At 73.1% G+C, this 24,985-nt stretch carries 12 protein-coding genes; 5 read left to right on the forward strand and 7 right to left on the reverse strand.

The features are described from left to right. Positions 1 to 180: 180 nt before the first annotated feature. Positions 181 to 3,264: a discoidin domain-containing protein gene (locus tag GA0070621_RS12365; RefSeq protein ID WP_091194788.1), complete on the reverse strand. Its 3,084-nt coding sequence runs from the start codon at positions 3,262 to 3,264 to the stop codon at positions 181 to 183. 210 nt (positions 3,265 to 3,474) lie between these two features. Here GA0070621_RS12365 and GA0070621_RS12370 point away from each other — a divergent pair, with 210 nt between their 5' ends. From GA0070621_RS12370 to mce, 5 genes are all read left to right on the forward strand, one after another. After that, on the forward strand, positions 3,475 to 5,250 hold the full coding sequence (locus tag GA0070621_RS12370; RefSeq protein ID WP_091194791.1) for a discoidin domain-containing protein: 1,776 nt from the start codon (positions 3,475 to 3,477) through the stop codon (positions 5,248 to 5,250). Between the two features lie 226 nt (positions 5,251 to 5,476). After that, complete coding sequence (locus GA0070621_RS12375) at positions 5,477 to 7,648, forward strand: discoidin domain-containing protein (RefSeq protein ID WP_167666840.1); 2,172 nt, start codon at positions 5,477 to 5,479, stop codon at positions 7,646 to 7,648. Between the two features lie 166 nt (positions 7,649 to 7,814). Beyond that, positions 7,815 to 9,356, forward strand: coding sequence for a ricin-type beta-trefoil lectin domain protein (locus GA0070621_RS12380; RefSeq protein WP_091194794.1), 1,542 nt, complete (start codon positions 7,815 to 7,817; stop codon positions 9,354 to 9,356). A 124-nt stretch (positions 9,357 to 9,480) separates the two neighbouring features. Next, a complete protein-coding gene (locus GA0070621_RS12385) occupies positions 9,481 to 10,599 on the forward strand; it encodes a LacI family DNA-binding transcriptional regulator (protein WP_091194797.1) in 1,119 nt (372 codons plus the stop codon). Positions 10,600 to 10,676: 77 nt separating this feature from the next. Then, positions 10,677 to 11,147 carry a methylmalonyl-CoA epimerase gene (mce, locus tag GA0070621_RS12390; protein ID WP_091194804.1) on the forward strand — a complete coding sequence of 157 codons (471 nt, stop codon included), beginning with the start codon at positions 10,677 to 10,679 and terminating at the stop codon, positions 11,145 to 11,147. Positions 11,148 to 11,238: 91 nt separating this feature from the next. Here the strand turns inward: mce and GA0070621_RS12395 are convergent, their stop codons facing one another. From GA0070621_RS12395 to GA0070621_RS12420, 6 genes are all read right to left on the reverse strand, one after another. Next, positions 11,239 to 13,563 carry an MMPL family transporter gene (locus GA0070621_RS12395; RefSeq protein WP_091194807.1) on the reverse strand — a complete coding sequence of 775 codons (2,325 nt, stop codon included), beginning with the start codon at positions 13,561 to 13,563 and terminating at the stop codon, positions 11,239 to 11,241. Between the two features lie 133 nt (positions 13,564 to 13,696). Next, positions 13,697 to 14,680: a TauD/TfdA family dioxygenase gene (locus GA0070621_RS12400; RefSeq protein ID WP_091194810.1), complete on the reverse strand. Its 984-nt coding sequence runs from the start codon at positions 14,678 to 14,680 to the stop codon at positions 13,697 to 13,699. 141 nt (positions 14,681 to 14,821) lie between these two features. After that, the gene (locus tag GA0070621_RS12405) at positions 14,822 to 17,719 is read right to left on the reverse strand and encodes a non-ribosomal peptide synthetase (protein ID WP_157739953.1); all 2,898 of its coding nucleotides are present in this window, start codon (positions 17,717 to 17,719) and stop codon (positions 14,822 to 14,824) included. Between the two features lie 127 nt (positions 17,720 to 17,846). Beyond that, positions 17,847 to 18,617 (reverse strand): thioesterase II family protein, encoded by a 771-nt coding sequence (locus GA0070621_RS12410; RefSeq protein WP_091194814.1) that lies wholly within the window; start codon positions 18,615 to 18,617, stop codon positions 17,847 to 17,849. Next, positions 18,571 to 20,301 carry a cyclic peptide export ABC transporter gene (locus GA0070621_RS12415; RefSeq protein WP_091194818.1) on the reverse strand — a complete coding sequence of 577 codons (1,731 nt, stop codon included), beginning with the start codon at positions 20,299 to 20,301 and terminating at the stop codon, positions 18,571 to 18,573. The genes GA0070621_RS12410 and GA0070621_RS12415 overlap by 47 nt, the downstream gene beginning before the upstream one ends. Next, positions 20,298 to 24,983, reverse strand: a complete 4,686-nt coding sequence (locus GA0070621_RS12420) for a condensation domain-containing protein (protein WP_091194821.1) — start codon at positions 24,981 to 24,983, stop codon at positions 20,298 to 20,300. Before GA0070621_RS12420 ends, GA0070621_RS12415 begins: the two co-directional genes overlap by 4 nt. Positions 24,984 to 24,985 lie beyond the last annotated feature (2 nt).

Here is a 24,985-nt window from a genome sequence, read left to right on the forward strand (position 1 = left end):
CGACTATCGGACACTCAGTTGTGTTGCCCGATCCCGGACGAAAAGAGGGCAGGTCAGAGCGATCCACCGCAGCGTGCCCGAAGCCGGCCGGATGACGCCATCACGACTGCGGGACGGCAGTGCGGCGGGGCCGCCGGTCCGGGGCACGGACCGACGACCCCGCCTCCCGATCGCCGTGGCTCAGAACCCCGTCCGCCCGGCCCCGTACGGATAGAGCGGGTTCCCGTACGTCGTCGCCGGCGGCTGGCCGGCGTCGATGCTGGCCCGGATCTGGTTACGTTCGGCCGCCGTGGCCCCCAGGTCGTACGGCAGGTCCCAGGCCTCGACGGCGTCGGCCGGTACGTCGGTGCCGCCGGGCCGGAGCACGTCGGCCAGGCTGCGCGGCAGCTGCCACGGCAACTTGCCGCTCGGCACGTAGTCGCCGAAGAGCAGGCTCGCCAGCGCCGGGCCCATCTCCTCGCCGCCGCGATAGGTGACGACGATGGCGTTGGCCAGGTCGCGCCATTCGGTGATGACGTACGGCCGGGGCATGACCAGCGCCACGACCACCGGGATTCCCCGGGACCGGAAGTTCTGGATCAGCGCGAGCTGGTCCGGTGGGAGGTAGGGCTGTTCCTTCGGCCAGTTGGTGGCGTGCGTGTAGGACGCCTCCCCCACCGCCACGACGGCCAGCTTCGGGTTCGGCCCGTCGTCCGCGTAGACGTTGACCCCGTTCTTCGTGGCCCGGCTCCGGACCGCGTCCAGGATGGTCTGCGAGCCGTACTCCTGATGGAAGAAGCTGGTCCAGACGCAGCAGCCGGCGGGGTCGGCCGCCCGCGGCCCGGCCACCACGATGTTGTCGCCCGGGTTCAGCCGGACCGGCAGCACCGCCCCGTCGTTCTTCAGCAGCGTCATCGCCTCACGGGACGCCTGGTTGGCCAACGCCGTGTAGGACGGCTGGTGGAAGCGGTACGGACCGTTGACCGGGTCGCCGTAGGGGTTCTCGAAGATGCCGAGCTGGAACTTCAGCCGCAGCACGCGCCGGACGGCGTCGTCGATCCGGGCGGCCGGCACGTTCGCGGTGAAGGTGGCCATCGAGAAGCCGGTCGCGCCCGGGTCCGCGCCGCCCATGACGTCGGATCCGGCCTTCGCCGCGCCGACCCACGAGCCGGACGGCAGCCAGTCGGTCGTGATCAGGCCCTGGTAGCCGAGGTTCTGGCGCAGGTACGCCAGGATCGGCGCGCTGTCCCCGGCGCCCGGTCCGCCCGGGTCGAGGAAAGAGCTGCCCGCGTACCCGGGCATGATGTTGACCGCGCCCGCCTCGATCGCCGCGCGGAACGGGATCATGTGGTACTTGATCGTGACCCCGTCGTAGACGATCAGCGCCTCGCCGCCGGCACCCTCACCGGGCCAGTGCTTCACCGTCGCGAGCACGGACTGGGGGTTCAGCTCCGGGCCGCCCTGGAGCCCGGCCACCAGCGCCCGCACCTGGGCGGCGGCGACCTGTGCGTTCTCTCCGTTGCCCTCCTGGATACGCGGATAGATCACCTTGGTGCCGACCTCGGCGAGCGGCCCGAGGACGCCGCGTGTGCCGACCTCGAGCTGCTCCCGCCGCTGCATGTCGCCGAGCTTGTAGTCCAGCGGGTAGTTCTTCGCGGCGGCCAGCGCGCTCTGCATCGGATAGGTGGTCTGGTAGCCGTGGATGGTGTCGCCCGCCGAGACGAACGGGATGCCCAGCCGGGTGCCGGACGACGCGAGGAGCTGGTTGTGCAGGTCCTGCGCCCCGGCGGGGCCGAAGTGCCAGCCCGAGCGGGGGTACGCCTGGGCGTTGTAGAACATCTGGTACGCCTTCTCCTCGGCCGTCATCCGGCTCAGGAGGTCGGTCACCCTGGTCTCGACCGGCTGCCGCCAGTCCTCGTACGGCTCGATGGTGCCGTTCCTGTTGAGGTCCCGGCTGCCGGCGACGATGTTGACGCCGTCGGCGACGGTCTCGAGGGTGGGCAGGTAGACGCTGAACCGGCGGATGTTCGAGGTGGTCGTCGTGGTGCCGACCGAGGTGACGTACCACATGTAGGTCCAGCGGTCCGGCAGGTCCCAGGTCGGCGTGTAGGAGGTGCCGGTCGGCTCGGCGACCTTCGTGTAGAGGTCGAGGAGGTTGCCGGCTGCGGTGAAGTCGTAGTCGGTCCGGCTGATGTTGATCCACACCTGGTAGCGGGTGGCGCCGGCGACGGCCGCCCAGGAGAGGGTGGGCCGGCGGGTGGTGGTGATCATGGCGGCGTCCGCCGGGGCGGCCAGCGCGAACTGGTTGAGCGTGCCGGGCGGCCTGGTGGGGCCGGAGAGCATGGGTGCCGTGGTCGCCGTGTCGTCGAGGGTGCCGTAGACCTGGAACTCCCACAGCGAGTACCCGTAGCCGGTGGCGCGGGCGGTGCCGTAGAACCGGAGGTAGCGCCCGGTGCCGGTGACGGTGAGCTGCTCGACGCCGCCCCGGCCGGTGGTGGTGGAGTAGATGGTCGTCCAGGTGTTGGCGTCGTTGGACGTCTCCAGCCGGTAGCCGGTGGCGTACGCGGCCTCCCAGTTGAGGACGACCTTGTTCACCGTGGCAAGGCCACCGAAGTCGACGCGGAGCCACTGCGGATCGCTGAACTCGCTCGACCAGCGGGTGTTCGTCCGGCCGTCCAGCGCGGCGGCGGGCGCGTTGCCGCCCTCCCAGGAGGACGCGGCGACCGTCTTGAACTCCGAGATCGGCCGGCCGCTGGGCGGACCCGAGCCGCCGCCGGTGGTGCCGTAGACCTTGAACTCCCAGAGGGAGTAGCCGTAGCCGGTGGCGCGGGCGGTGCCGTACATCCGTACGTAGCGGCCGGATCCGGAGACGGTCAGCGTCTGGGTGCCGCCGGTGCCGGTGGTGGTGCTGTAGATCGTCTGCCAGGGTCCGGACGCGCTGTCGGAGACCTGGATCTGGAAGGACTTCGCGTAGGCGGCCTCCCAGACGAGTTCGACCTGGTCGACCGTGGCGGACGAGCCCAGGTCGACCTGGAGCCACTGGGGGTCGGCGAAGGCGCTCGACCAGCGGGTGCCGGGGTCACCGTCGGTGGCGGCCGACGCGGGGAAGACGGCGTTCTCGACGGAGGACGCCGTGGTCGGTTTGCCCTGCGAGATCAGCGGCCCGGCGGCAGCGGCGGTCTGGACGGGGACGGCCGCGTAGGTGGCGAGCAGGGTGAGCAGCGCCGCTATCGCGGAGGCGAGGCGGCGGCGCGGGCGGGATGGCGGTGGTGGCGCTGTCGGCATGGTGGGCTCCCGGACGGGTGGTGGTGGCGACGGGAACGGAGAGCGCTCTCCACCAGAGTTATCGAGCTGCTTCTATCAGTCAAGAGGGCGTGGCGGACGGTCGCCCGCCGTTAGTTCCGGAACCGCAGCGGCCTTGACACGGGTACGACCGAGGGGTGACTCTCGGCGCGAGAGCGCTCTCCGCCGGACACCACCCCGCAGGAGACATCCATGAATGTCGCTCACCCAATCCCCCGCCGGCGTCGCCCGGCCCGCCTCCTCACCACCGCCGTCGCCCTGCTGGCACTCCTCGCCGGCTACGCGGCGGCGACCGCCTCGGCACCCGCCGACGCCGCGTCCGCCCTCCTCTCCCAGGGGCGGCCCGCGACCGCCTCGTCCACCGAGAACGCCGGCACGCCCGCCTCGGCGGCGGTCGACGGCAACGCCGGCACCCGCTGGTCGAGCGCCTTCGCCGACCCCCAGTGGCTCCAGGTCGACCTGGGCTCGTCCGCCACGGTCGACCAGGTCGAACTCGTCTGGGAGGCCGCCTACGCGAAGTCCTTCCAGATCCAGGTCTCCGACAGCGCGTCCGGACCCTGGCAGACGATCTACAGCACCACCACCGGCACCGGCGGCACCCAGACGCTGACCGTCTCCGGATCCGGCCGCTACGTACGGATGTACGGCACCGCCCGCGCCACCGGCTACGGCTACTCCCTCTGGGAGTTCAAGGTCTACGGCACCACCGCCACCAGTTGCACGGGCAACGCCGCGCTCAGCCGTCCGGCGGCGGCCTCGTCGGCGGAGAGCGCCGCCATGTCCGCCTCGGCGGCGGTCGACGGCAACGCCGGCACCCGCTGGTCCAGCACCTTCGCCGATCCACAGTGGCTCCGGGTCGACCTGGGCAGCACGCAGACGCTCTGTCAGGTGGTGCTGCAGTGGGAGGCGGCGTACGCGCAGGCGTTCCAGATCCAGGTCTCCGCCGGCCCCGACGGGCCGTGGACCACGGTGTACGCCACCACGACCGGCACCGGCGGCACCCAGACGCTCAACGTGTCCGGATCCGGCCGCTACGTGCGGATGTACGGCACGGCGCGCGCCACCGCGTACGGCTACTCGCTGTGGGAGTTCGTCGTGCGGACCACGTCGTCGGGCACCACCCCGCCGCCGACGAGCCCGCCGCCCACCGGCGGTTTCTGGGGCGACACCGGCTCGATTCCGCCCGCCCAGAACGTGCTCATGGTGAAGGTGCTCAACCGCACCAACGGCCGCTACCCCGACAGCCAGGTCTACTGGAGCTACAACGGGCAGACGCACTCGATCGCGGAGCAGCCGTACTTCGACATGCCGGTGAACACCGCCGGCCGGATGTACTTCCGCCTCGGCTCGCCGACCAGCCAGTACAGCGACTTCATCGAGTTCACCGTCGGGCCGAACCAGTTCAACGGCAACACCACCCGGGTCGACGCGTTCGGGTTGAAGCTGGCGATGCGGCTGCACGCCCGCACCGGGTACGACGTCTCCGTCGGTGAGACCGAGGCGACGTTCGCCGAGGACCGGACGGTGACGTTCCAGCGATTCTCGGACGCGATGCCGGCCGAGTTCAAGCACCTCGCCACTGTCGAGTCGCCGTACCGTATCCCGTCACCGGGCAACACGCCGCAGTTCCGCGCCGGCGGCCAGTACGCGAGCTACCTGAGCGGATACGCGTCCTCGGTCGGGCTGCCGGCCGCCACCTCGGACATCTTCGGCTGCGCCGGGCCGCTGGCGGGCGATCCGGCCGGCTGCGCGGCGCTCAACCGGCACGTCGCGCACCTGCCACGGGCACAGTGGTCGGACCCGAGCCTGTTCTACCAGCAGGCGCCGGCGAACTACTACTCGAAGTTCTGGCACGACAACGCCATCGGTGGCCGGGCGTACGGCTTCCCGTACGACGACTACGCCGACCAGTCCTCGTTCGTCTCGACCGGCGATCCCCAGTGGCTGCTCGTCGCCGTGGGCTGGTGACCCGCCTGAGCTATTGACATCTTCCGATTGAAGCGTGACCCTGCTCCTCGGAGAGCGCTCTCCGACCCGATGGTCACCGACCGGGCGTCCCGCCGTCCGTCCCGGCCGCCGCCCACCACCACCCGGCGGCCGGGACCGGACCCGGCCCGCACCGCACCCGCCGGGCGCGCCGGCGAACTGGTCCGCCGCGCGCGCCCGGCCCGACCGCTCCGCTCAGGAGACGCCAATGTCTGTCCTCCCCGTCCCGGCCCTCGCCCCGCCACCTCCCGTGTTCGCCCGACGCCGGCTCGCCGTCGTCCTCCTCCTGGTGGCCGTCATGGTCGCCAGCCTCGTCGCGGCCGTGACCCCGGCCGCCAGCGCGGCCGATCCGCTGCTGTCGCAGGGCAGGCCGGTCACCGCCTCGTCCGTCCAGAACGCCTCCTTCCCCGCCTCGGCCGCCGTCGACGGCGACCTCGGCACCCGGTGGTCCAGCGCCGCCGCCGACCCGCAGTGGATCCGCGTCGACCTGGGCGCCACCGCCACCATCAGCCAGGTCGCGCTGAACTGGGAAACGGCGTACGCGACCGCGTACCAGATCCAGGTCTCCGCGGACGACTCCACCTGGACGACCGTCTACGCCACCACCACCTCGACCGGCGGCACCCAGACGCTCACCGTCACCGGCTCCGGCCGGTACGTGCGCGTCTACACCACCGCCCGCGCCACCCAGTACGGCGTGTCGCTGTGGGAGTTCCGGGTGTACGGCACGACCACCGCCACCGGCTGCGACACCGCCGGCAACGCCGCACTCAACCGTCCGGCGACCGCGTCGTCGACCGAGAACGCGGGCTTCCCCGCGTCGGCCGCCGTCGACGGCAACCTCGGCACCCGGTGGTCCAGCGCCGCCGCCGACCCGCAGTGGATCCAGGTCGACCTCGGGTCGTCCCGTACCATCTGCCGCGTCGACCTGAGCTGGGAGGCCGCGTACGCGACGGCGTACCAGATCCAGGTCTCCGACAACGGCTCCACCTGGACGACCGTCTACGCCACCACCACCTCGACCGGCGGCACCCAGACGCTCACCGTCACCGGCTCCGGCCGGTACGTACGGGTCTACGGCACCGCGCGGGCGACCGTCTGGGGCTACTCGCTGTGGGAGTTCGCGGTACGCACCTCCGCCGGACCACCGCCGTCGACTCCCCCGCCGTCGACCCCTCCGCCGTCCAGCCCCCCGCCGGGCGGGGACGTGCTGCTGTCCTACGGCAAGCCGGCGTTCGCCTCGTCGTACCAGGACGACGGCGCCTGCTGGCAGTGCTACCCGTCGCGCGCGTTCGACCTCGACCCGGCCTCGCGCTGGGCGACCAGCGCCACCACCGGGTGGGTCGACCCGGGCTGGATCTACGTCGACCTCGGCGCCACCGCGACCGTCCACCGGGTGGTCCTGCAGTGGGACCCGGCCTACGCGACCGCGTACCAGATCCAGACGTCGAACGACGCGGGCACCTGGACCACCATCTACAGCACCACCAGCGCCAAGGGCTTCAAGCAGACCCTCAACGTCACCGGCACCGGCCGCTACGTGCGGATGTACGGCACCGCCCGCAGCAGCACCTACGGCTACTCCCTCTGGGAGTTCCAGGTGTACGGCACGGGCGGTGCGCCGACCGCCCCGCCGGCCGCGCCGCCGGACCCGACCTTCCCCGCCACCCGGCTCGTCTTCGCCGACGAGTTCAACGGCGCGGCCGGCAGCAAACCCGACCCGGCGAAGTGGACCATCGACCCCGGCACCGGCCAGAACGGCGAGTTGCAGTACTACACGGACAACGCCAACGCCGCGATGAACGGCAGCGGTCAGCTCGTCATGGAGGCCCGGCGGGAGACGGCCGGCGGGCGCTCGTACACCTCGCACCGGATGAACACCAGCAACAGGTTCCACGTCCAGTACGGCCGGGTGGAGGCCCGGATCAAGGTGCCCAAGGGCAACGGGTTCTGGCCGGCGTTCTGGATGATGGGCGCCGACTTCCTGACCGGGCGCCCGTGGCCGTACAACGGCGAGATCGACATCATGGAGATCCTCGGCCGCGACACCTCCCGCAGCTACACCACCCTGCACGCGCCGGCGTACAACGGTGGCGGCGGCTACGGCCAGGAGCACGTCTGGACCGCCGACCTCTCCACCGCGTTCCACGTGTACGCGGTGGAGTGGGACAGCAAGGGGATGCGCTTCTTCGTCGACAGCACGGAGGTCTTCTACGCCAGCAAGGAGACGGTGGAGGCGACGCGCGGCCCGTGGGTCTATGACCACCCGTTCTACCTGATCCTCAACCTGGCGGTCGGTGGTGACTGGCCGGGGCCGCCGGACGCGTCGACACCCTTCCCGTCCCAGATGCTCGTCGACTACGTACACGTCTACCAGTGACCGGCGCCGTGCCGGGCGGGCCCGCCCGCCCGGCACGCGCCGTCGGACCGTGGGCCCGTCCGACTTGACAAGAGACTTAACTAATCGACAATCTCCGATAAGAGAGCGCTCTCACGCCCCCTTGTCTGCCGCCGGGCGCGTTCGCCGCCCGGACGGAAGGAGATCGATGAACAAGCTCCTCGGGCTGCTCACCTCCGGCGTCCTCGCCGCCGGCCTGACCGCACCGCCCGCCCAGGCCGCGCCGGAATCGGGCGCCGCCGGCCCCGCGCCCGGCGCCGCCACCGGCCTCGCCCCCGGCATGGCCGACGCCATGCGACGGGACCTCGGACTCACCGACCGCCAGATCGCCGACCGGCTCCGCGTCGAGGCCGCGGCGTCGTCGATCGACCGGCGGCTGCGGGCCCGGCTGGGCACGCGGTACGCCGGCTCCTGGCTGACCGACGGTCAACGGCTCACCGTGGCGGTCACCGACGGGTCCGCCGCCGCCACCGTCCGGGCCGAGGGCGCCGAGCCCCGGCTCGTCGCCCACAGCCTCGCCACCCTCACCGCCGCGAGCGCCACCCTCGACCGGTACGCGACCCGCCACCGACCGGCCGACGCCGTGCGCGGCTGGTACGCCGACGCCGTCGACAACTCCGTCGTGGTGCTGGTCGAGCCCGGCCGCACGGCGACGGCCCGGTCCTTCGTGGCGGCCAGCGGAACACCCGACGCGCTCGTCCGTTACGTCGCCGAGCCGGAGACACCCCGGCCCGTGTACGACATCCGCGGCGGTGACCAGTTCGTGATCAACGGGAATGTGCTCTGTTCGGTGGGCTTCGCGGTCGCCGGGGGCTTCGTGACGGCCGGGCACTGTGGCGGCACCGGTAGCTGGACCCTCGGCTACAACAACGCGTCCCAGGGCACCTTCGCCGGCTCGTCGTTCCCCGGCAACGACTACGCCTGGGTCCGGACCAACGGCGACTGGACCCCCCGGCCGTGGGTCAACAACTACGCCGGCGGCAACGCGCCCGTGGCCGGCTCCGCCGACGCGGTGATCGGCAGCTCGGTGTGCCGCTCGGGCCGGACCACCGGGTGGCGCTGCGGCACCCTCCTCGGCCGCAACGAGACCGTCAACTACGCCCAGGGCGCGGTCTACGGGCTGAGCCGCAGCAACGCCTGCGCCGAGCCCGGCGACTCCGGCGGCGCCTGGCTCTCCGGAGACCAGGCGCAGGGGGTCACCTCCGGCGGCACCGGCAACTGCTCGACCGGCGGCACCATGTGGTTCCAGCCGGTCAACCCGATCCTCGGCGCGTACGGCCTCTCGCTGGTCACCACCGGTGGCGGCGGCGGGACCCGGCTCATCAGCAACTGGAACAACCGGTGCGTCGACGTGCCGTACTCGAACTTCTCCGACGGGGTCCCGTTGTGGACCTGGACCTGCAACGGCACCTCCGCGCAGAGCTGGACGTTCACCGGCGGCACCCTGCGTACCCAGAACAACATGTGCATGGACGTGGCGTGGGGCTCCCGCGACAACGGCGCCGTCATCCAGATCGCCTCCTGCAGCGGCAACCCCGCCCAGCAGTTCGTCCTCACCGCCGCCGGTGACCTGGTGAATCCGCAGGCCAACAAGTGCGTCGACATCAAGGACTGGAACAACTCCGACGGCGCTCGCCTCCAGCTCTGGGACTGCGCGGGCACCGCCAACCAGAAGTGGCGCACCGGCTGAGCACATCGGAACGCCCGGCCCGCCGGGCCCGCCGGACGAGTTCCGCCGGGCCCGGCGTCCCCGCGCGGAGGCACGGAGAGCCAGGTCAGAGAGCGCTCTCCCGGTATCGTGCTATAACAACGGCATGGCGAATCCGTCCCGACCAGGTTCCCGCGCCACGGGGTACACACCGCGAACGGCCGGGCCGCACACCGCCGGACGGACCGCCGCGGACCGGCCCCGGCTGCCGACGCTGGAGGACGTCGCCCGCCTGGCCGGGGTCTCCCGGGCGACCGTGTCCCGGGTCATCAACGGCGTACGCAACGTCGACCCGGACCTGCACGCCGTGGTCTGGTCGGCGGTGGACGCCACCGGCTACGTGCCCAACCGGGCGGCCCGCTCCCTGGTGACCCGGCGCGCCGGCACCATCGCCCTGGTCGTCTCCGACAGCCACGACCACGACGCCGACCCGTTCTTCAGCCGCTTCCTCGCCGACCCGTTCTTCGGGCGGGCCGTCGGTGGCGCGATGAGCGTCCTCGGCGCGACCACCATTCAGCTCGCCCTGCACCTGCTCGGCAGCGAGCAGGCGCGGGCCAGGCTGGTCGGAGACCTGCGCCACGGCCAGGCCGACGGGGTGCTCCTGCTGTCCCTGCATCCGGACGACACCCTGCCGGCCCGCCTGGTCGAGGCCGCGATCCCGGTGGTCCTGGTGGGACGGCCGGCCCGACCCACCCCGATCAGCTACGTCGACGTGGCGAACGAACTCGGTGCCGCGCTCGCCGTCGACCACCTGCTCTCGCGCGGCTGCCGGCAGGTGGCGCTCGTCGGTGGCCTGGCGGACACACCGGCCAGCCAGGACCGGTCCGCCGGCTTCCGGCAGGCCATGGCGCGACGGGGACGCGCCTGGTCACCGTACGAGGCCGGGGACTTCACCCGGGACAGCGGCGAGGCCGCCATGCGCCGCCTGCTGGACCGGCATCCCGACGTCGACGGCGTCTTCGTCGCCAACGACCTGATGGCGCAGGGCGCGCTCAACGCGCTGCGCTCGGCCGGTCGCCGGGTGCCCGAGGACGTGGCCGTCGTCGGCTTCGACGACAGCAGCGCCGCGCAGGCCGCCCAGCCACCGCTCACCACCGTCCGGCAGCCGCTGGAGGACATGGCGGCGGAGGCGACCCGGATGCTGCTGGCCCGCGTCGACGACCCGGGGCTGGCCAACTCCTCGGTCATCTTCGACCCCCTCCTGGTCGTACGCGCCTCGGCCTGAGCGCGATCTCCGTCCCGAGCGGCCTCCGTCCTGATCGGACCCTTCGTCTGATCGACGACGACAACTAGGCTGGACCCATGTCTGACGATGTTTCCCAGCCCGCCGACGGGTCGGCGCTGTCCGGCGTAGGCCTACGCGGCATCGACCACATCGGCATGGCCGTCAACGACCTCGACGAGGCGATCCAGCGGTACGAGACCCTCTTCGGCATGCGCTGCGTGCACGTGGAGGAGAACGCCGAGCAGGGCGTACGGGAGGCGATGCTGTCGATCGGGCCGGACCCGGCCATGGGTCGGCTCCAGCTGCTCGCCCCGTTGACTCCCGGCTCACCGATCGCCCGCTTCCTCGACCGGTCCGGCCCGGGTGTGCAGCAGATCGCCTGGACCGTGGACGACGTCGAGAAGACCGCCGCCGAGCTGCGCGAGCGCGGGGTGCGGCTGCTCTACGAGCAGCCGAAGCGCGGCACGGCCGGCTCCCGGATCAACTTCGTGCACCCCCGCGACGCGGGCGGCATCCTGGTCGAGCTGGTGGAGCCGGCGGCCGAGTGACGACGCCCGGGGCGGCCCGGGCACGGACGTACGACGGAAGTGGGTCCCGCCGGTTCGTCACGATCCGGCGGGACCCACTTGTCGCGTCGGGTCAGTGCTGACCGGCGCGGGGCAGCACGCGGTCCAGCCAGCCGGGCAGCCACCAGTTCCCCCGGCCGAGCAACTGCATCAGCGACGGGACCAGCAACAGCCGGACGATCGTCGCGTCGATCAGCACGGCCAGGGCGAGCATGAAGCCCATCTGCTTGATCTCAAGGATCCGGGTGAACATGAAGGACGCGAAGACGACCACCATGATGGCCGCCGCGGCGCTGATCACCTTGGCGGTTCGGGTCAGGCCGAGTCGGACGGCCGCCCGGTTGTCACCGGTCCGGTCCCACTCCTCGCGCATCCGGGAGAGCATGAACACCTGGTAGTCCATGGAGAGGCCGAAGACCAGGGCGAACGCGAACAGCGGCAGGATCACCTGGATGAAGCCGGTCCGCTCGACGCCGAGCAGGCCGGCGGCGTGTCCTTCCTGGAAGACGAGCACCGCCATGCCGAAGGCGGCCCCCGAGGTGAGCAGGTTCATGAAGATCGCCTCGAACGGCAGCACCAGCGACCGGAAGGCGATCAGCAGGAGGACCCAGCTCGCGGCCAGCACCGCGCCGATGACCAGCGGCATGGCCCGGGAACTCTCGTCGGTGATGTCGACGATCTCGGCCGGGCCACCACCGACGTGGGCGGTCAGCCCGGTGCCGGCGAACGCGCCCGTGGCCTCGGTACGCAGTTCGCGTACCAGGTCGGCGGTCTCGTCGGTGTCGGCGCCGTGCCGCGGACGGATGGTGATGACCGTGGTGTCGGCGTCCCTGCTCACCACCCCGGCCAACGCGGCGCCGGCGGTTTGCACCGCGGCGTCGAGGTGGGCGGTGGTGTGCCCCTGGGCCTGGGCGTCGAGCACCCTGGTGATGCTGACGACGTCGGCGACCTCGCGGTTGCCGGCGGCCTGGTCGCTGAACCGGGCGACGGCGTCGAGCTGCGGGTCGTTGAGCTTCGTGCCCCCGGCGGAGACGACCACCGTGATCGGGGTGAGCACGCCGGGCGCGAACGCCTCGGAGACGACGGTGTACCCCTTGCCGGCCGGGGATTCGGCGACCGCGCCGGCGCCGAGGTCGACGCCGTACCGGAGGTGGAAGACCGGGATCGACAGGCCGCCCAGCAGGACGGTGCCGAGCGCGGCGATGAGCACCGGGCGACGCATGACCACGGCGATGGCCTTGGCCCAGACGGAGTGCTCCGGGTCGGGGTGCGCCAGGGAGCGGCGGGCCCAGGGCAGGGCGAGCCGGTTGATCCGGCCGCCGAGGAGGCCGAGCAGCGCGGGCAGCAGGGTGACCGCGATGAGCATCATGACCAGCACCGCCGTGCTCATGCCGACGGCCATCGAGTAGACCTTGGCCGACCGGACCAGCCAGAGCCCGGCGAGCGAGACGACCACGGTGACGCCGGAGAAGAGAACGGCCTGCCCGGCGGTGGCCACGGTCCGGCCGACGGCCCTGGCCCGTTCCTGCCGGCTGTCGTCGGCGGCCTTGGCCAGTTCCTCGCGGAACCGGGTGACGATGAAGAGCGTGTAGTCGATGCCCAGCGCGATGCCGACCATGCTGACCGCGGTCTGCACGAAGACGTCGAAGCTGGTGAAGTGGGCGGCGATGCCGAGGGCGCCGAAGGCGGCCAGCACGGCGACGATGCCGAGGAGCAGCGGAATGGCGGCGGCGACCAGCGAGCCGAAGGCGAGCAGCAGGACGATGGCGGCGGCCGGGAAGCCGATGGTCTCGGCCATGGAGAGGTCCTCGTTACCCTGCTCGACGGCGGCGGCGGCGAGCGGGGAGGCGCCGGTGAAGTAGACCTCGATCTGGTCGGTGCCGAGTTTCTCGGCGCTCGCGCCCAGCGGCCCGGCCTGTTCCTGGAGCTGCTTGTCGTCGCCGTCGAGCGTGATCGGGATGAGCGCGGTACGGCCCGCCGGGGCGATGAGCCGGTCCGGGGCGTCGTACGGGCTGGTCGCCCCGAGGACGTCGGGGTCCTGACGGTAGCGGTCGACGGCGGCGCCGACCACCGCGCGGAACGCCGGGTCCTGGGCGGTCAGCGTGGCCGAGTGCAGGACGACGAAGTCGGTCTCGCTCGGCGTGTCCGGGAACTCGTCGGCGATGAGCTGGTTGGCCTTCTCCGAATCGGAGCCGATCACGGAGTTGGTGTTGCCGGTGAGGTGAGAGGTGAAGTAGCCGGCCGAGACGACGGCCGCGGCGAGCAGCAGCAGCCAGACCAGCATGACCTTGACTGGGTTGAGCGCGGCCCAGACGGCCCACCGGTAGAGGCGGCCCTCTTCCAACGGACGGCGGCCGCCGCCGCCTCTCCGGGTGCGCCTCAGGGTCTCGGTCATCATGTCCCTTTCTCGGCTGGCGACCGGTGTCCCGGCCGGCCACGGGGGCGGCGGTCGGCGGCCGGCGCTAACGCTCCGGCGCCGGCCAGCCTACCGTCGGTAGAAGTGGATCTATGGAAATTTACGCGTGTCGGGATCAGTTGAGCACGGCGCCGGCATCGTCCCGGTGCGCCCGGCTGCGCCGGTTGTCCAGGTGCACGTAGACCCGGTGCAGCCAGCGATCCCGCCCGTCGAAGCGGGGGGTGAACTCGGTCCGGCCGTGCAGCACCAGCCGGTTGTCGATGATGGCCATCGAGCCGGACTGGAGCACCAGCGAGGTGGAGACGTCGGTGAGGATCTGCTTGAGCCGGGCCATCACCTCGCGGGCCTCGTCGTCCAGCCCTGCGGTGGCGTTCAGGTCGAGGCAGATGTTCGGGTCCTCGGGGCTGCCGGTCAGCACCGGGTGCGGCATGGTCCGGTCGCCGTGGTGGAACGAGGGAGGCGGGGCGGTGATGAACCGGGGCTCGCGCAGCACCTTCCGGTCGGTCTCCTCGATCAGCGGCAGGGCCTGCCGGATGCAGGTGACCAGGGTGCCGGCCCGCTTGGCGTGGTCGTTGCGCAGACAGAGCAGCCCGACGTAGTCGGGGCGCTGCGGGTGGAAGGCGTTCTCCACATGGAACTCCAGCGGCACCGATCCGGCGTTGCTCTGCGTCCCTTCCAGACCGGGCACCGGAACCACGTTCTGCACCAGGGCGCCGGTCTTCTCGTTGCGGTAGGCGATCACCTCGCCGAGCTGGAGGCCGACCAGCATGGCCACCACGGCGGGCACGGTGGCCGCCCGCTCCACCGATTCCCGTTCGCTCGGCGTCTCCGGCAGGCCGTCCTCGTCGACGGGGAGTCCGGTGAGGATCAGCGCGCCGGTCGCGCCGGCATCGTTGCGGAAGGCGCGCAGCGTCGCCATCAGCCGTAGCGGCAGCCGGCAGCTCGCCTGCCGGACCTGCGCCAACCAGGCCAGATCGTCCAGCAGCGCCGGCGGGGTGGCCACGAGCTGCCGGGCCAGCTCCCCCAGCGCGGCCCGTTCGTCGTCGGTGAGATCCAGCGTCAGCCCCTGCGGGGTACGCGTCAACTGGTCGAGGGTCATCGGTTCGGTCCTCTCGTAGGGATTCCGGGGTCGCCCCCTCCGGCAGGCCCCCGTCGGCTCCGCCCGGATCCAGCCGGCGGCTGGCCCGGGTGCAGCGCGGTGTGGTGAATGGACGGATGTTCGGCGGTGCGGTGTGGCGGCTCACCCGGCGGGCAGCGCACGGTTGTCCACCTTCCCGTTGGTGGTGAGCGGGACGTGGTCGATGGCGACGAAGGCCGCGGGGATCATGTAGTCGGGCAGGTCGGCGGCGAGGTGTACGCGCAGCGCGGCCGGGTCCAGCCGGTGCCCGGCGCCGAGGACCAGGTACGCCACCAACCGCTTCTCGCCCGGGCCGGATTCGCGGGCGATCACCACGGCGTCGCGCACGTGCGGGTGGGCGGCGAGCCGGGCCTGGATCTCGCCGAGTTCCACCCGGTATCCACGGATCTTGACCTGGTTGTCGATCCGGCCGAGGAACTCCAACGTGCCGTCGGGCAGCCACCGGGCCAGGTCCCCGCTGCGGTAGAGGCGGCTGCCGGCGGCACCGTACGGGTCGGGCACGAACCGCTCGGCGGTCAGGTCCGGTCGGCCGAGGTAGCCGCGGGCCACCCCGACGCCGCCGATGTAGACCTCCCCCGGCACGCCGACCGGCACCGGCTCCAGCCGATCGGTGAGCACGTACATGGTGGTGTTGACGATGGGTGCGCCGAGCGGCACCAGCTCGGTGGCCGGCGGCTCGACGATCGGCTGCCCCGAGTTGCCGATGGTGATCTCGGTGGGGCCGTACTCGGTGGCCACCTTCGTGCCGTCCGGTCCGGCCAGCTCCAGCCAGCGGGCGGCCAGCGCCTCGGTAAACGAGTCCCCCGCCGCGATGACCATGCCGGCCAGGTCCCGGGCCTGCTCGGCGGTGAGCTGCCAGGTGAGCAGGTCCAGGTGGCCGGGGGTCATCTTGATGAAGCTGTACGGCGACCCGTCGAGCAGGCACGCGCCGAGGTCGGCCGTGTCCAGCGGCTCGGGCAGCAGGTGCACCGGTTCCCCGGTGATCAGCGGAGTGAAGATGTCCGGGATGCCCAGGTCGAAGGAGATGGAGGAGAAGACCGGCGCCCCACCCGGGCCGTGCGCGGCGTACGCGTCGACCGTCCAGAGCAGGTAGTTGGCCAGGCCGGCGTGCGGCACCAGCACCCCCTTCGGGCGGCCGGTGGAGCCGGAGGTGAAGATGACGTACGCGAGCTGCGCCGGGTCGATCGGCACGTCGACCGGGGTGTCCGGGCGGGCCGCGAGGGCCGCCGCGTCGGTGTCGACCAGGACCAGGGTGCCGTCGTACAGCTCGGTGAGGGCGGGCCGCTGCACGGTGGAGGTGACCACCACCCGGGCGTCGGCGGCGTCGAGCATGTGCCGCAGCCGCTCCGGCGGCAGTTCCGGATCCAGCGGCAGGTAGCCGGCCCCGGTCTGCCAGACGCCGAGCAGCGCGGGGACCAGGTCCGGCGTCCGGCCCAGGCAGACCCCGACCAGGGTGTCCCGGCCGGCCCCCAGGTCGAGCAGGTGGTGGGTGAGCCGGTTGGCCCGTCGGATCAGCTCCCGGTAGGTGAGCCGGACGTCGCCGACCCGCACCGCGATCCGGTCCGGGGTGGCCGTCGCCTGGGCCCGGATCAGGTCCACCACGGTCATTCCGCCCCGGTCCACGGTCCCGGCTACCGCCCAGTCGACCAGCACCGCACGCCGCTCGTCGGCCGGCAGCCGGGCGCCCCGGGCGTCGCCGTCCGGGTCGGCGGCCATCGCCACCAGCACCTCCCGGTACAGGGCGGCGAGCCGGCGGGCGTACCCGGGGTCGACGGTCTCCCCGGCGGCGCGCAGCCGCAGCCGGTCCGGGCCGGCGGTGACCCGCAGGCCGTACGCCGTCCGGTCGGCCGGCAGGCCGGGTACCGGCTCGCCGGGGGTGTCGGCGGCGGCGTCCCACTCGAAGAGGGCGTGCTGTCGCTGCCCGCCCCCGGCGGTGGACGGCCGGTACGCGTACCGGTGGGTCCAGGCGGCCCGCTCCTCCTCGGCGACCCGGGTGACGAGGCGACGCCAGGTCGCCGCGCCGGTGACCATCGGCACGGGCAGGGTGAACCGGTGCAGCAGCCGTTCGCATCCGGTGCCGGCCGGCTGCCCGTACGGGGCGAGGGCCGCCTCGGTGTGCCCGGCCGGTTCGACGCCGAGCATGCCGAGCACCGTCTGGTGGGCGGCGAGCAGCACCGTGGACAGCGGCACCCCGGCCGCGCCGGCGAGCGTGGTCAGGCCGGCGACCAGGTCGGCGAGGTCGACGGTCAGTTCGGTGCTGCCCGGCTCGCCACCCCAGCCGCCGGGCAGGGCGAAGGCGGTGCCCGCCAGCAGCCGGGTCCAGTGCTCCGCGCCGTCGAAGTCGGCGGCGGCGTCGAGCCCGGCGGCCACGCAGGGCGCGTGCCGGGTGCCGGTGACGGCCGGGTCCGCGTCGGCGCGGCCCGCGCCCTGGTAGGCGCGGAGCAGCTCGGCGAGAATTCCGGACAGGTCCACCGCCGAGGTCAGCGCCCGGGGCGCGGCGACGACCAGCGTCCAGCTCCGCTCGGTCTCCAGGATCACGGTCAGCCGCAGCGGCCCGGGGGTGGTCGGGTCGAACGGGGTGGCCCGCTCGGCCGCCAACAGCGAGCCGAACATCGCCTCCCGTTTGGGCTCGTCCACGCTGCGGTGGTCGTGCTCGGCCAACGGGATCGCGGCGTCCGGGTGCACCAGGTACACCGGCTCGGTGCCGCCGGACACGTCGACCGAGGTACGGAGCAGCTCGTGGGCGCGTACCACGGCCCGTACCGCCGCGGCGAGGCGCTCCGGCGAGAACGGGGCCGGTTCGGTGATCCGCCGGCCGTCCAGGTCGACCTCGGCGAAGGCCGGCTCCTCCTCGACCAGCTCGGCCTGCGCCTCGGGCAGCGGGTAGGCGTCCCGCGCGCCGGCCGGGACGATCTTCCGGTCCCGGGGGCTGAGCAGCGTGAACGGCTCGATCTCGATCTCGTCCGGCCGCTGGCTGGTCACCGAATCGAGCGTGGTCATGTCTCGCCTCCTGGGGATCCGGTCCGGTCCCGGCGCACGTTGGGGAGCGCCGGTCGGGCCGGTTCGCGGTGGTCGTCTGGATCGGTCGGTCCTGGTGCTGGTCGGTGGCGGGTCGGTGCGGTGAGCGTCAGTGGGGCAGCCGGGCCGGCCCGGCGACGGCCGCCGCGCCGGAGTCCCGCACCACCGTCGACATCAGGTCGGCGGTGGCGCCGTGCAGAAAGAAGTGGTCGCCGGGGAAGAGGCACAGTCGGGAGCCGGCCGAGGTGTGCCGCTGCCAACCGTCGAGTGCCCTCGGCGGCACGATCCGGTCCGCCCGGCCGCCGAGCACGGTCAGCGGCACCGACAGCGGCGCCTCGGCGCGGTACTCGTACGTCTCCAGCACCGCGAAGTCGGCCCGCAGCACGGGCAGCATCAGCTCCATCAGCTCGACGTCGTCCAGCAGGCCCGGAGGTGTGCCGCCCAGCTCCGCCAGGCGCCCGAGGATCTCGCCGTCGGTGGCGCAGTGCAACAGCGGCCGGCCCGGCGCGGTGCCCGGCGACGCGGCGGCGGAGATGAAGACGTGCGCGGGCTGGCGGACCGGGCGGCGCCGCAGTGCCCGGGCCAGCTCGAACGCGAGCAGCCCGCCCATGCTGTGCCCGAAGAGGGCGTACGGGCGGTCGAGCGCGTCGGTCAGCGCGTCCGCCACGGACCGGATCAGCGGGGCGAGCCGCCGGAACGGCGCCTCCCGCAGCCGGGTGCCCCGGCCGGGCGGTTCCAGCGCCACCACCTGCACCCCGGCCGGAGCCGCCTCCTGCCAGGCCCGGTAGACCGCCGCGCCGCCCCCGGCGTACGGCAGGCAGAAGAGCCGGAAGTCAGCGCCCGGACTCAACTCCCGGCCGGCCAGCCACCGCCTGTCCACCCGGAATCTCCTCCTCTCTGATCTGGCCGTAGTCGAGCCGGACGAGCCGGTCGGCGGCGTGGAAGTACCGGTCGTCGTGGCTGATCACCACGACCGCCTTGTCCCGGTCCCGCAGTTCCGGAAGCAGCTCGCGGTAGAAGAAGTCCTTGAACGTCGGGTCCTGGTCGGCCGCCCACTCGTCGAAGAGGTAGAAGGAGCGGTCCTCCAGGTACGCGACGAGCAGGGCCAGCCGCTTGCGCTGCCCGAGGGAGAGCGCGGTCGTGGAGAACCGGTCCCCGGTGATGCGTACCTTGTGGTCGAGTTGCAGGCGGCGCAGGTAGTGCTCGGCCCGGGCGGCCCGGTCGGCCGGGAGCCCGAGCAGGCTGTCGAAGAGGTGGAAGTCGGAGAAGACCGCGGAGAAGAGGTTGCGGTAGTCCTCCCGGTCGGCCGCGGTGACCTCGACGCCGTCCACCTGGATCACCCCCGCCTCGGGCGGGTAGAGACTGGTCAGCACCTTGGCCAGGGTGGTCTTGCCGCTGCCGTTGGCACCGACGACGAAGAGGATCTCGCCCCGGCGGAACTCGAAGTCCAGCGGGCCGAGCACGAACTCCTCGCCGGTGGGGCCGGGATAGACGTGGCTGACCCCCCGGAAGGCGATGCCGCGCCAGTCGGCGAAGCGGTTGGTGACCACCGTCGACGTCCCGGTCGCGGGAGCCGGCGCGGCAACGACGGCCGCATCCGGCCCGGCGGTCGATGTCGAGGCGGCGGGCTCGCCGGCGGCGGGCTTCAGCGCGGCCAGCCGCTCCTCGATCGTGGCCAGCGCCACCGAGGCCCGGCCCAGGGCGGGGAACCAGACGAGGACGCCCTGGAGGCTGGAGACGGCGAAGAGCAGGATCAGCACGCAGGCCGCCAGCGTCTGCCCGGTGAGGGCGAACCAGGCGGGGAAGCCGAAGAGCAGCAGGCCGATGAAGGCGAAGAACACCGCCTGCCCGCCACCGGTGGCTCCCTCGTAGACGGAGAGGCCGACGACGCTGTGCCGGCGGTAGGCGAGCGCGGTGTGCTCCAGTTCCTGCTCGACCAGGGCGGCACGCCGGTCCCGGTTGAGCTTCAGCTCCTTGATGCCCTCGGTGACCGAACGGAAGTGGCCGAAGAGGACGTCCTGCTCCCGGCGGGCGGCCTTGAGCGCGCCGAGGCCGGTGGCGGACATGAGCAGGTAGAGCAGCACGCCGACGACCACCGTGCCGCCGGTGGCCAGCGCCACCACCGGCGAGACGATGACCAGGTACGCGATCGCCACCAGCACGAACGCGGCACCGGAGCAGATGCCGGGCAGACCGGGCAGCGCGTCGGCGATCACCACCACGTCGTCGGAGAGCGCCGAGTAGAGCCGGGCGGTGCCGGTCTTCTCGACCGTCCGCAGCGGGGCGCCCAGGATGCCGTCGATCAGACGACGACGCAGGTGGTAGATCGCCGCCTGGGAGAGCCGGTACAGCATGGCCTGGGAGACGAACCGGGTGAGCAGGGTGGCCAGGCAGAGCGCCACGTAGCCCCAGATCAGCCGGACCGTCGGAGCGCCGTCGGCGTCCAGGGCCAGGTTGACCATGGCGATGAACGCCGCGCCGGTGCCGCCGCTGACGATGCCGGCCACGATGGCAAGCAGGAACGGACCCCGGCGGTAGCGCAGCAGGTAGGCGAAGAGGCTCACGCGGCCACCCGCCCCAGCCGGGCGCGCAGGCCGGCCAACCCGGCGGCCGGCTCGTCAGCCAGCCAGCCGAGCAGCCGGTCCCAGCGGCGCATCATCAGGTCCAGGGCACGCGCGTCGAAGACGTCGGTGGAGTAGAGCCAGGTGCCCAGCAGCTCCGCCCCGCGTTCCCGCATGATCAGGGCGAGGTCGACCTCCGCCGGCTTGAGGTTGCTGCCGAGCACCTCGGAGAAGACGTAGTCGTCGCCCACCTCCAGCGAGCGCACCCGCAACCCGGGCAGCGTCAGCTCGGGCACCTCGGCGTTGAGCAGGTTGAACAGGACGCGGGTCGGCTCGCCGGCCGACCCGGCGTGGGTGACCATCCACAGCGGGGCGCCCCGGTGCGCGTACGCGTCCAGGGTCCGGTCACGGACCTGGCCGACCAGATCCCGGAAGGTCGACGCGGCGGTCAGGTCGGCCCGCACCACCAGCGGGTTGACGAACCAGCCGACCAGCTCGGCCGTCTCCGGCCGTTCCCGGCCCGCCTCGGGGAAGCCGACCGGGATGTCGTCCCGCCCGGAGAACGCCGCGAGCAGCAGGTCGTACGCGGCCAGCAACACCATGAAGAGGCTGGCCCCCTCCCCCTCGGCGAGCCGGCGCAGTTTCGCGGTGACCGCCGGGCCGACCCGGAACGCCCTGGTGAAGCCGGAGGCGGCCGGTGCGCCGGGGTCGACGCCGGTTCCCGTGGCCAGCGGTTGCAGGGTCAGCGCCGGGGGCAGGTCGGCCAGCGTGCGCCGCCAGTGGTCCAGGTGGACGTCCAGCGCCCCGGCGGCGAGCTGCTGGCGCTGCCAGGCCGCCACGTCCGGGTACTGCACGGCCAGTGCCGGCAGCCGCGGCGCCCGGCCGGTGGCGTGGGCCGTGTAGTGCTCGGCCAGGTCCCGCACCAGCACCCCGTACGACCAGTTGTCGGTGGCCAGGTGGTGGATGGTGAGCACCAGCGCGTGCTCGTCCGCGCCGAGCCGGGCCAGCAGGCCGCGCACCAGCGGCTCCGCGTCGATCCGGAACGGCCGTCGCCCCTGCTCCTCGATGAGGGCGCGGAGCCGGACGGGCTGGTCGGCCTGGTCGGCGTCGCGCAGGTCCACGGAGTCCAGCGGCCAGCCGCCGGCCGGGTCGACCCGCTGCGCCGGCCCGTGCGGGCCGTCGACGATCCGGGTACGCAGCGCCTCGTGCCGGGCCACGATGTCGTCGAGGCTGCGGCGCAACGCGGCCTCGTCGAGCGGCCCGGTCAGCCGCAACGCGGTGACCACGTTGTGGATCGGGTCCACCGGGCCGAGCGGGTGGTGCCGGATCAGGTGTTCCTGGGAGAAGGAGAGCGGCAGGTCACCGTCCCGGTCGACCCGGGGGATCGGCGCCGGCCCGGCGTCCGAACCGGTCCTGTTCCGCCGGACCTGCTCGGCCAGCCAGCCGACCGTCGGGTTGCCGAAGAGCTCACGCAGCGGCAGCCGTACGCCGTAGCGGGCGTCGATCTGCGCGGCGAGCTTGGTGGCGAGCAGCGAGTGACCGCCCAGGGCGAAGAAGCTGTCGGTCGGCCCGACCTCGTCCACCCCGAGCAGTTCGCGCCAGATGTCGGCGATCGCCTGCTCCACCTCGTCCCGCAGGGCCGGGCGGCCGGCCGGCGGCTCGACGGCGGCCGGGGCCGGCTCGGGCAGTACGGTCCGGTCCACCGTGCCGGTCAGCGTCCTCGGCAGCTCCGGCAGGTCGACGTAGGCGGTGGGGATCAGGTGTTCCGGCAGCCGCTCCTGCAGGTACGCCGTCAGCTCCCCGGCGGTCGGGACGGCGTCCCCGGCGAGGTAGCCGATCAGTCGGGCGTCCCGCCCCTCGCCCCGGACCACGACGGCCGCCCCGGTGACGCCGGGGTGCCCGGCCAGGGTGGCCTCGACCAGGTCCAGGTCGACCGGGAAGCCGCGCAGCCGCAGCCGCCGCTCCCGGTGCCCGAGGTGCTCGACCGTCCCGTCGGCGCGTACCCGGCCCAGTTCGCCGGTACGCAGCAGCCGCGCGCCGGGCTCCGGGGCGTACGGGTCCGGCGCCAGGCAGGCGGCGACCGGGACCGCTGCTCCCCCGACGTGCAACTCGCCGACCACGCCGACCGGGACCGGCTGGCCGGCCCGGTCCAGGACGTGCACCCGGGTGCCGGGCACCGGCCGGCCGACCGGCACCGGCCGGGAGCCGCCGTCGTCCACCGTGCCCGGTTCGGTCGGCTCGCCGTCGACGGCGCAGCGGTGGGCGGTGACCGGCGCGGCCACGTCCACCGGCACGAGCAGGTTGTGCAGGGCCGCCGGGGACCGCTCGACGAAGCGGGCCACCACCTCCCGGGTCAGCGGCGCGCCCGCGCAGAGCACGTGCCGCAGCGCCGTGCAGCGCTCGACCCCGCGCTGGTCGAGCAGCTCGGCCAGCAGGTCGGGCACGAAGCAGGCCACGCTGACCCGCTCCGCCCGGATCAGGCTGACCAGGTGCCGGGCGTCCCGGTGCCCGCCGGGTCGGGCCAGCACCACGGTCGCGCCGGCCAGCAGCGGGGCGTACAACTCCCAGACGGCGGAGGCGGCCGAGGCGGGGGCCTGCTGGAGCACCCGGTCGTCTGCGGTCAACCCGACCGCGTCCCGCAGCCAGCGCAGCCGGTCCCGCAGCGCGGCGTGGCGGTGCACGCTGATCCGCGGCGGGTTCGAGGCTTCGGCCGGATAGCTGACGTAGGCGGGGTCGCTGCCGGCCACCGGGGCGGAAAGGCCGCCGGCGGGGTCGGCCGCGGCGGACGCCGGGTCGGCGGACGGGTCGTCCACCAGGCAGGTCGGCCCGGCCCAGGGCAGCGCGTCGCCCTCCGAGCGCCGGGCGAGCAACAGCGCGACCCCGGCCGCCGTCAGCAACTCGACGGTCCGGTCGGCCGGCAGCGCGGGATCCACCGGTACGACCACCCCACCGGCCCGCCACACCGCCAGCGGCGCGGCCACCAGCTCCACCGAGCGACCCAGCCGGACACCGACCGGGGTGCCCCGGCGTACGCCCGCCGCCGTCAGCCGGCCGGCGAGGGCGTCGACCAGGGCGTCCAGCTCGCCGTAGCTGACCGTCCGGGAGCCGAACCGGACCGCCGGGGCGGCCGGGTCGCGGCGCACCGCCTCGGCGAAGGCGTCGACGACCAGCGGCAGGTCGGACCCGCCGGCCACGGCGGCGCGGGCCGGGCCGGCGGCCAGGGCGAGCAGCTCGTCCCGCTCGGCGACGCCGACCAGTGGCAACGCCCCGATCGGGGTGTCCGGGTCGTCGAGCAGGCCACGCAGCAGCCGGTGGAACATCCGCACGTAGCGCTCGGCGGTCGCCGCGTCGAAGAGATCCGTGCTGTACTCCAGCCGACCCCAGATCGTGTCGCCGTCCTCGAACAGATCAAGCAACAGGTCGAACTCGGCCTTGCGGGCGTCGAGCGAGACCGGCTCGACCCGGACCGGTCCGTCGTGCCAGGCCGGGAAGGGCACGTTCTGATACGAGAAGAGCACCTGGAAGACCGGCGTGCTGGCCGCCGACCGTTCCGGCTGCAACTGCTCGACCAGCCGCTCGAACGGGATGCCCTGGTGGTCGTACGCGGCCAGGCAGACCGCGCTGACCCGACGCAGCAGTTCCCGGAAGGACGGGTCGCCGCGCAGGTCGGTGCGGAGCGCGAGGGTGTTCATGAAGAGCCCGATCAGCGGCTCCAGCTCGACCAGCCGCCGGTTGGCCACCGGGGAGCCGACCACGATCTCCTCGTCGCCGGTGAGCCGGTGCAGCAACACCTTGAAAGCGGCCCCCAGCACCATGAAGAGAGTGGCGTTCTCCTCCCGGGACAGCCCGCGCAGCCGGGTCACCACTGCCGGCGGGATCTCCACCGGCACCGAGTCGCCCCGGTAGCTCTTCTCCCTCGGCCGGGGCCGGTCGCCGACCAGGCCGATCTCCGGTGGGGCGCCGCCGAGCTGGCCGGTCCAGTACGCCAGGTCCGCCGCCCACGCCTCCTGGGCGGCCGGCTCCTGCTGCCAGTGCGCGAAGTCGGCGTACTGCACCGGCAGCTCGGGCAGGTCGTTCGGCAGCCCGGTGACCAGGGCCCGGTAGCCGGCGATCAGCTCCCGCAGCAGCACCCCCATCGACCAGCGGTCGGAGACGAGGTGGTGCAGGTTGAGCAGCACGCCGGTCCGCTGTGGACCGAAGCGGAGCAGCCGGACCCGCAGCAGCGACCCGGCGGACAGGTCGTAGGGCTGGTTGATCAGCTCCTCCTCGCGGCGACGCAGCTCGGCGTCGACCGCCTCCGGCGCCACCCCGGGCACGTCCTCGATCCGCACGTCCGGGGGCAGCTCGGCCCGTACCTGCTGGTGCGGGCGGCCGTCCAGCTCGAAGAAGACGGTCCGCAGCGACTCGTGCCGGCGGACCACCTCGGCGCAGGCCCGCGCGAAGAGGTCGGCCCGGAAGTCGCCGTGCACCCGCATCGCCGTGGAGATCACGTACGCCGAGGTGTGCGCGGCGAACTGCTCCAGGAACCAGATCCGGCTCTGCGAGAAGGTGAGCGGGACCGGGGCGTCCCGATCCGTACGGGGCTGCACGGTCCGCGCCGGGGCGCGGTCGATGCCCTCCTCCTTGAGGAGGTTGCCCAGCAGCGCCAGCCGCTGCGCGGAGAGCGCGAACCGGCCTCTGGTCATGT

The organism is Micromonospora narathiwatensis (assembly GCF_900089605.1).
GTDB classification, from domain to species: Bacteria; Actinomycetota; Actinomycetes; order Mycobacteriales; family Micromonosporaceae; genus Micromonospora; species Micromonospora narathiwatensis.

Excerpts from the sequence above, each read along its gene's own strand:
- GA0070621_RS12365 (WP_091194788.1), bottom strand. The coding sequence starts at position 3,264 with ATGCCGACAGCGCCACCACCGCCATCCCGCCCGCGCCGCCGCCTCGCC.
- GA0070621_RS12370 (WP_091194791.1), top strand. The coding sequence starts at position 3,475 with ATGAATGTCGCTCACCCAATCCCCCGCCGGCGTCGCCCGGCCCGCCTC.
- GA0070621_RS12375 (WP_167666840.1), top strand. The coding sequence starts at position 5,477 with ATGTCTGTCCTCCCCGTCCCGGCCCTCGCCCCGCCACCTCCCGTGTTC.
- GA0070621_RS12380 (WP_091194794.1), top strand. The coding sequence starts at position 7,815 with ATGAACAAGCTCCTCGGGCTGCTCACCTCCGGCGTCCTCGCCGCCGGC.
- GA0070621_RS12385 (WP_091194797.1), top strand. The coding sequence starts at position 9,481 with ATGGCGAATCCGTCCCGACCAGGTTCCCGCGCCACGGGGTACACACCG.
- mce (WP_091194804.1), top strand. The coding sequence starts at position 10,677 with ATGTCTGACGATGTTTCCCAGCCCGCCGACGGGTCGGCGCTGTCCGGC.
- GA0070621_RS12395 (WP_091194807.1), bottom strand. The coding sequence starts at position 13,563 with ATGATGACCGAGACCCTGAGGCGCACCCGGAGAGGCGGCGGCGGCCGC.
- GA0070621_RS12400 (WP_091194810.1), bottom strand. The coding sequence starts at position 14,680 with ATGACCCTCGACCAGTTGACGCGTACCCCGCAGGGGCTGACGCTGGAT.
- GA0070621_RS12405 (WP_157739953.1), bottom strand. The coding sequence starts at position 17,719 with ATGACCACGCTCGATTCGGTGACCAGCCAGCGGCCGGACGAGATCGAG.
- GA0070621_RS12420 (WP_091194821.1), bottom strand. The coding sequence starts at position 24,983 with ATGACCAGAGGCCGGTTCGCGCTCTCCGCGCAGCGGCTGGCGCTGCTG.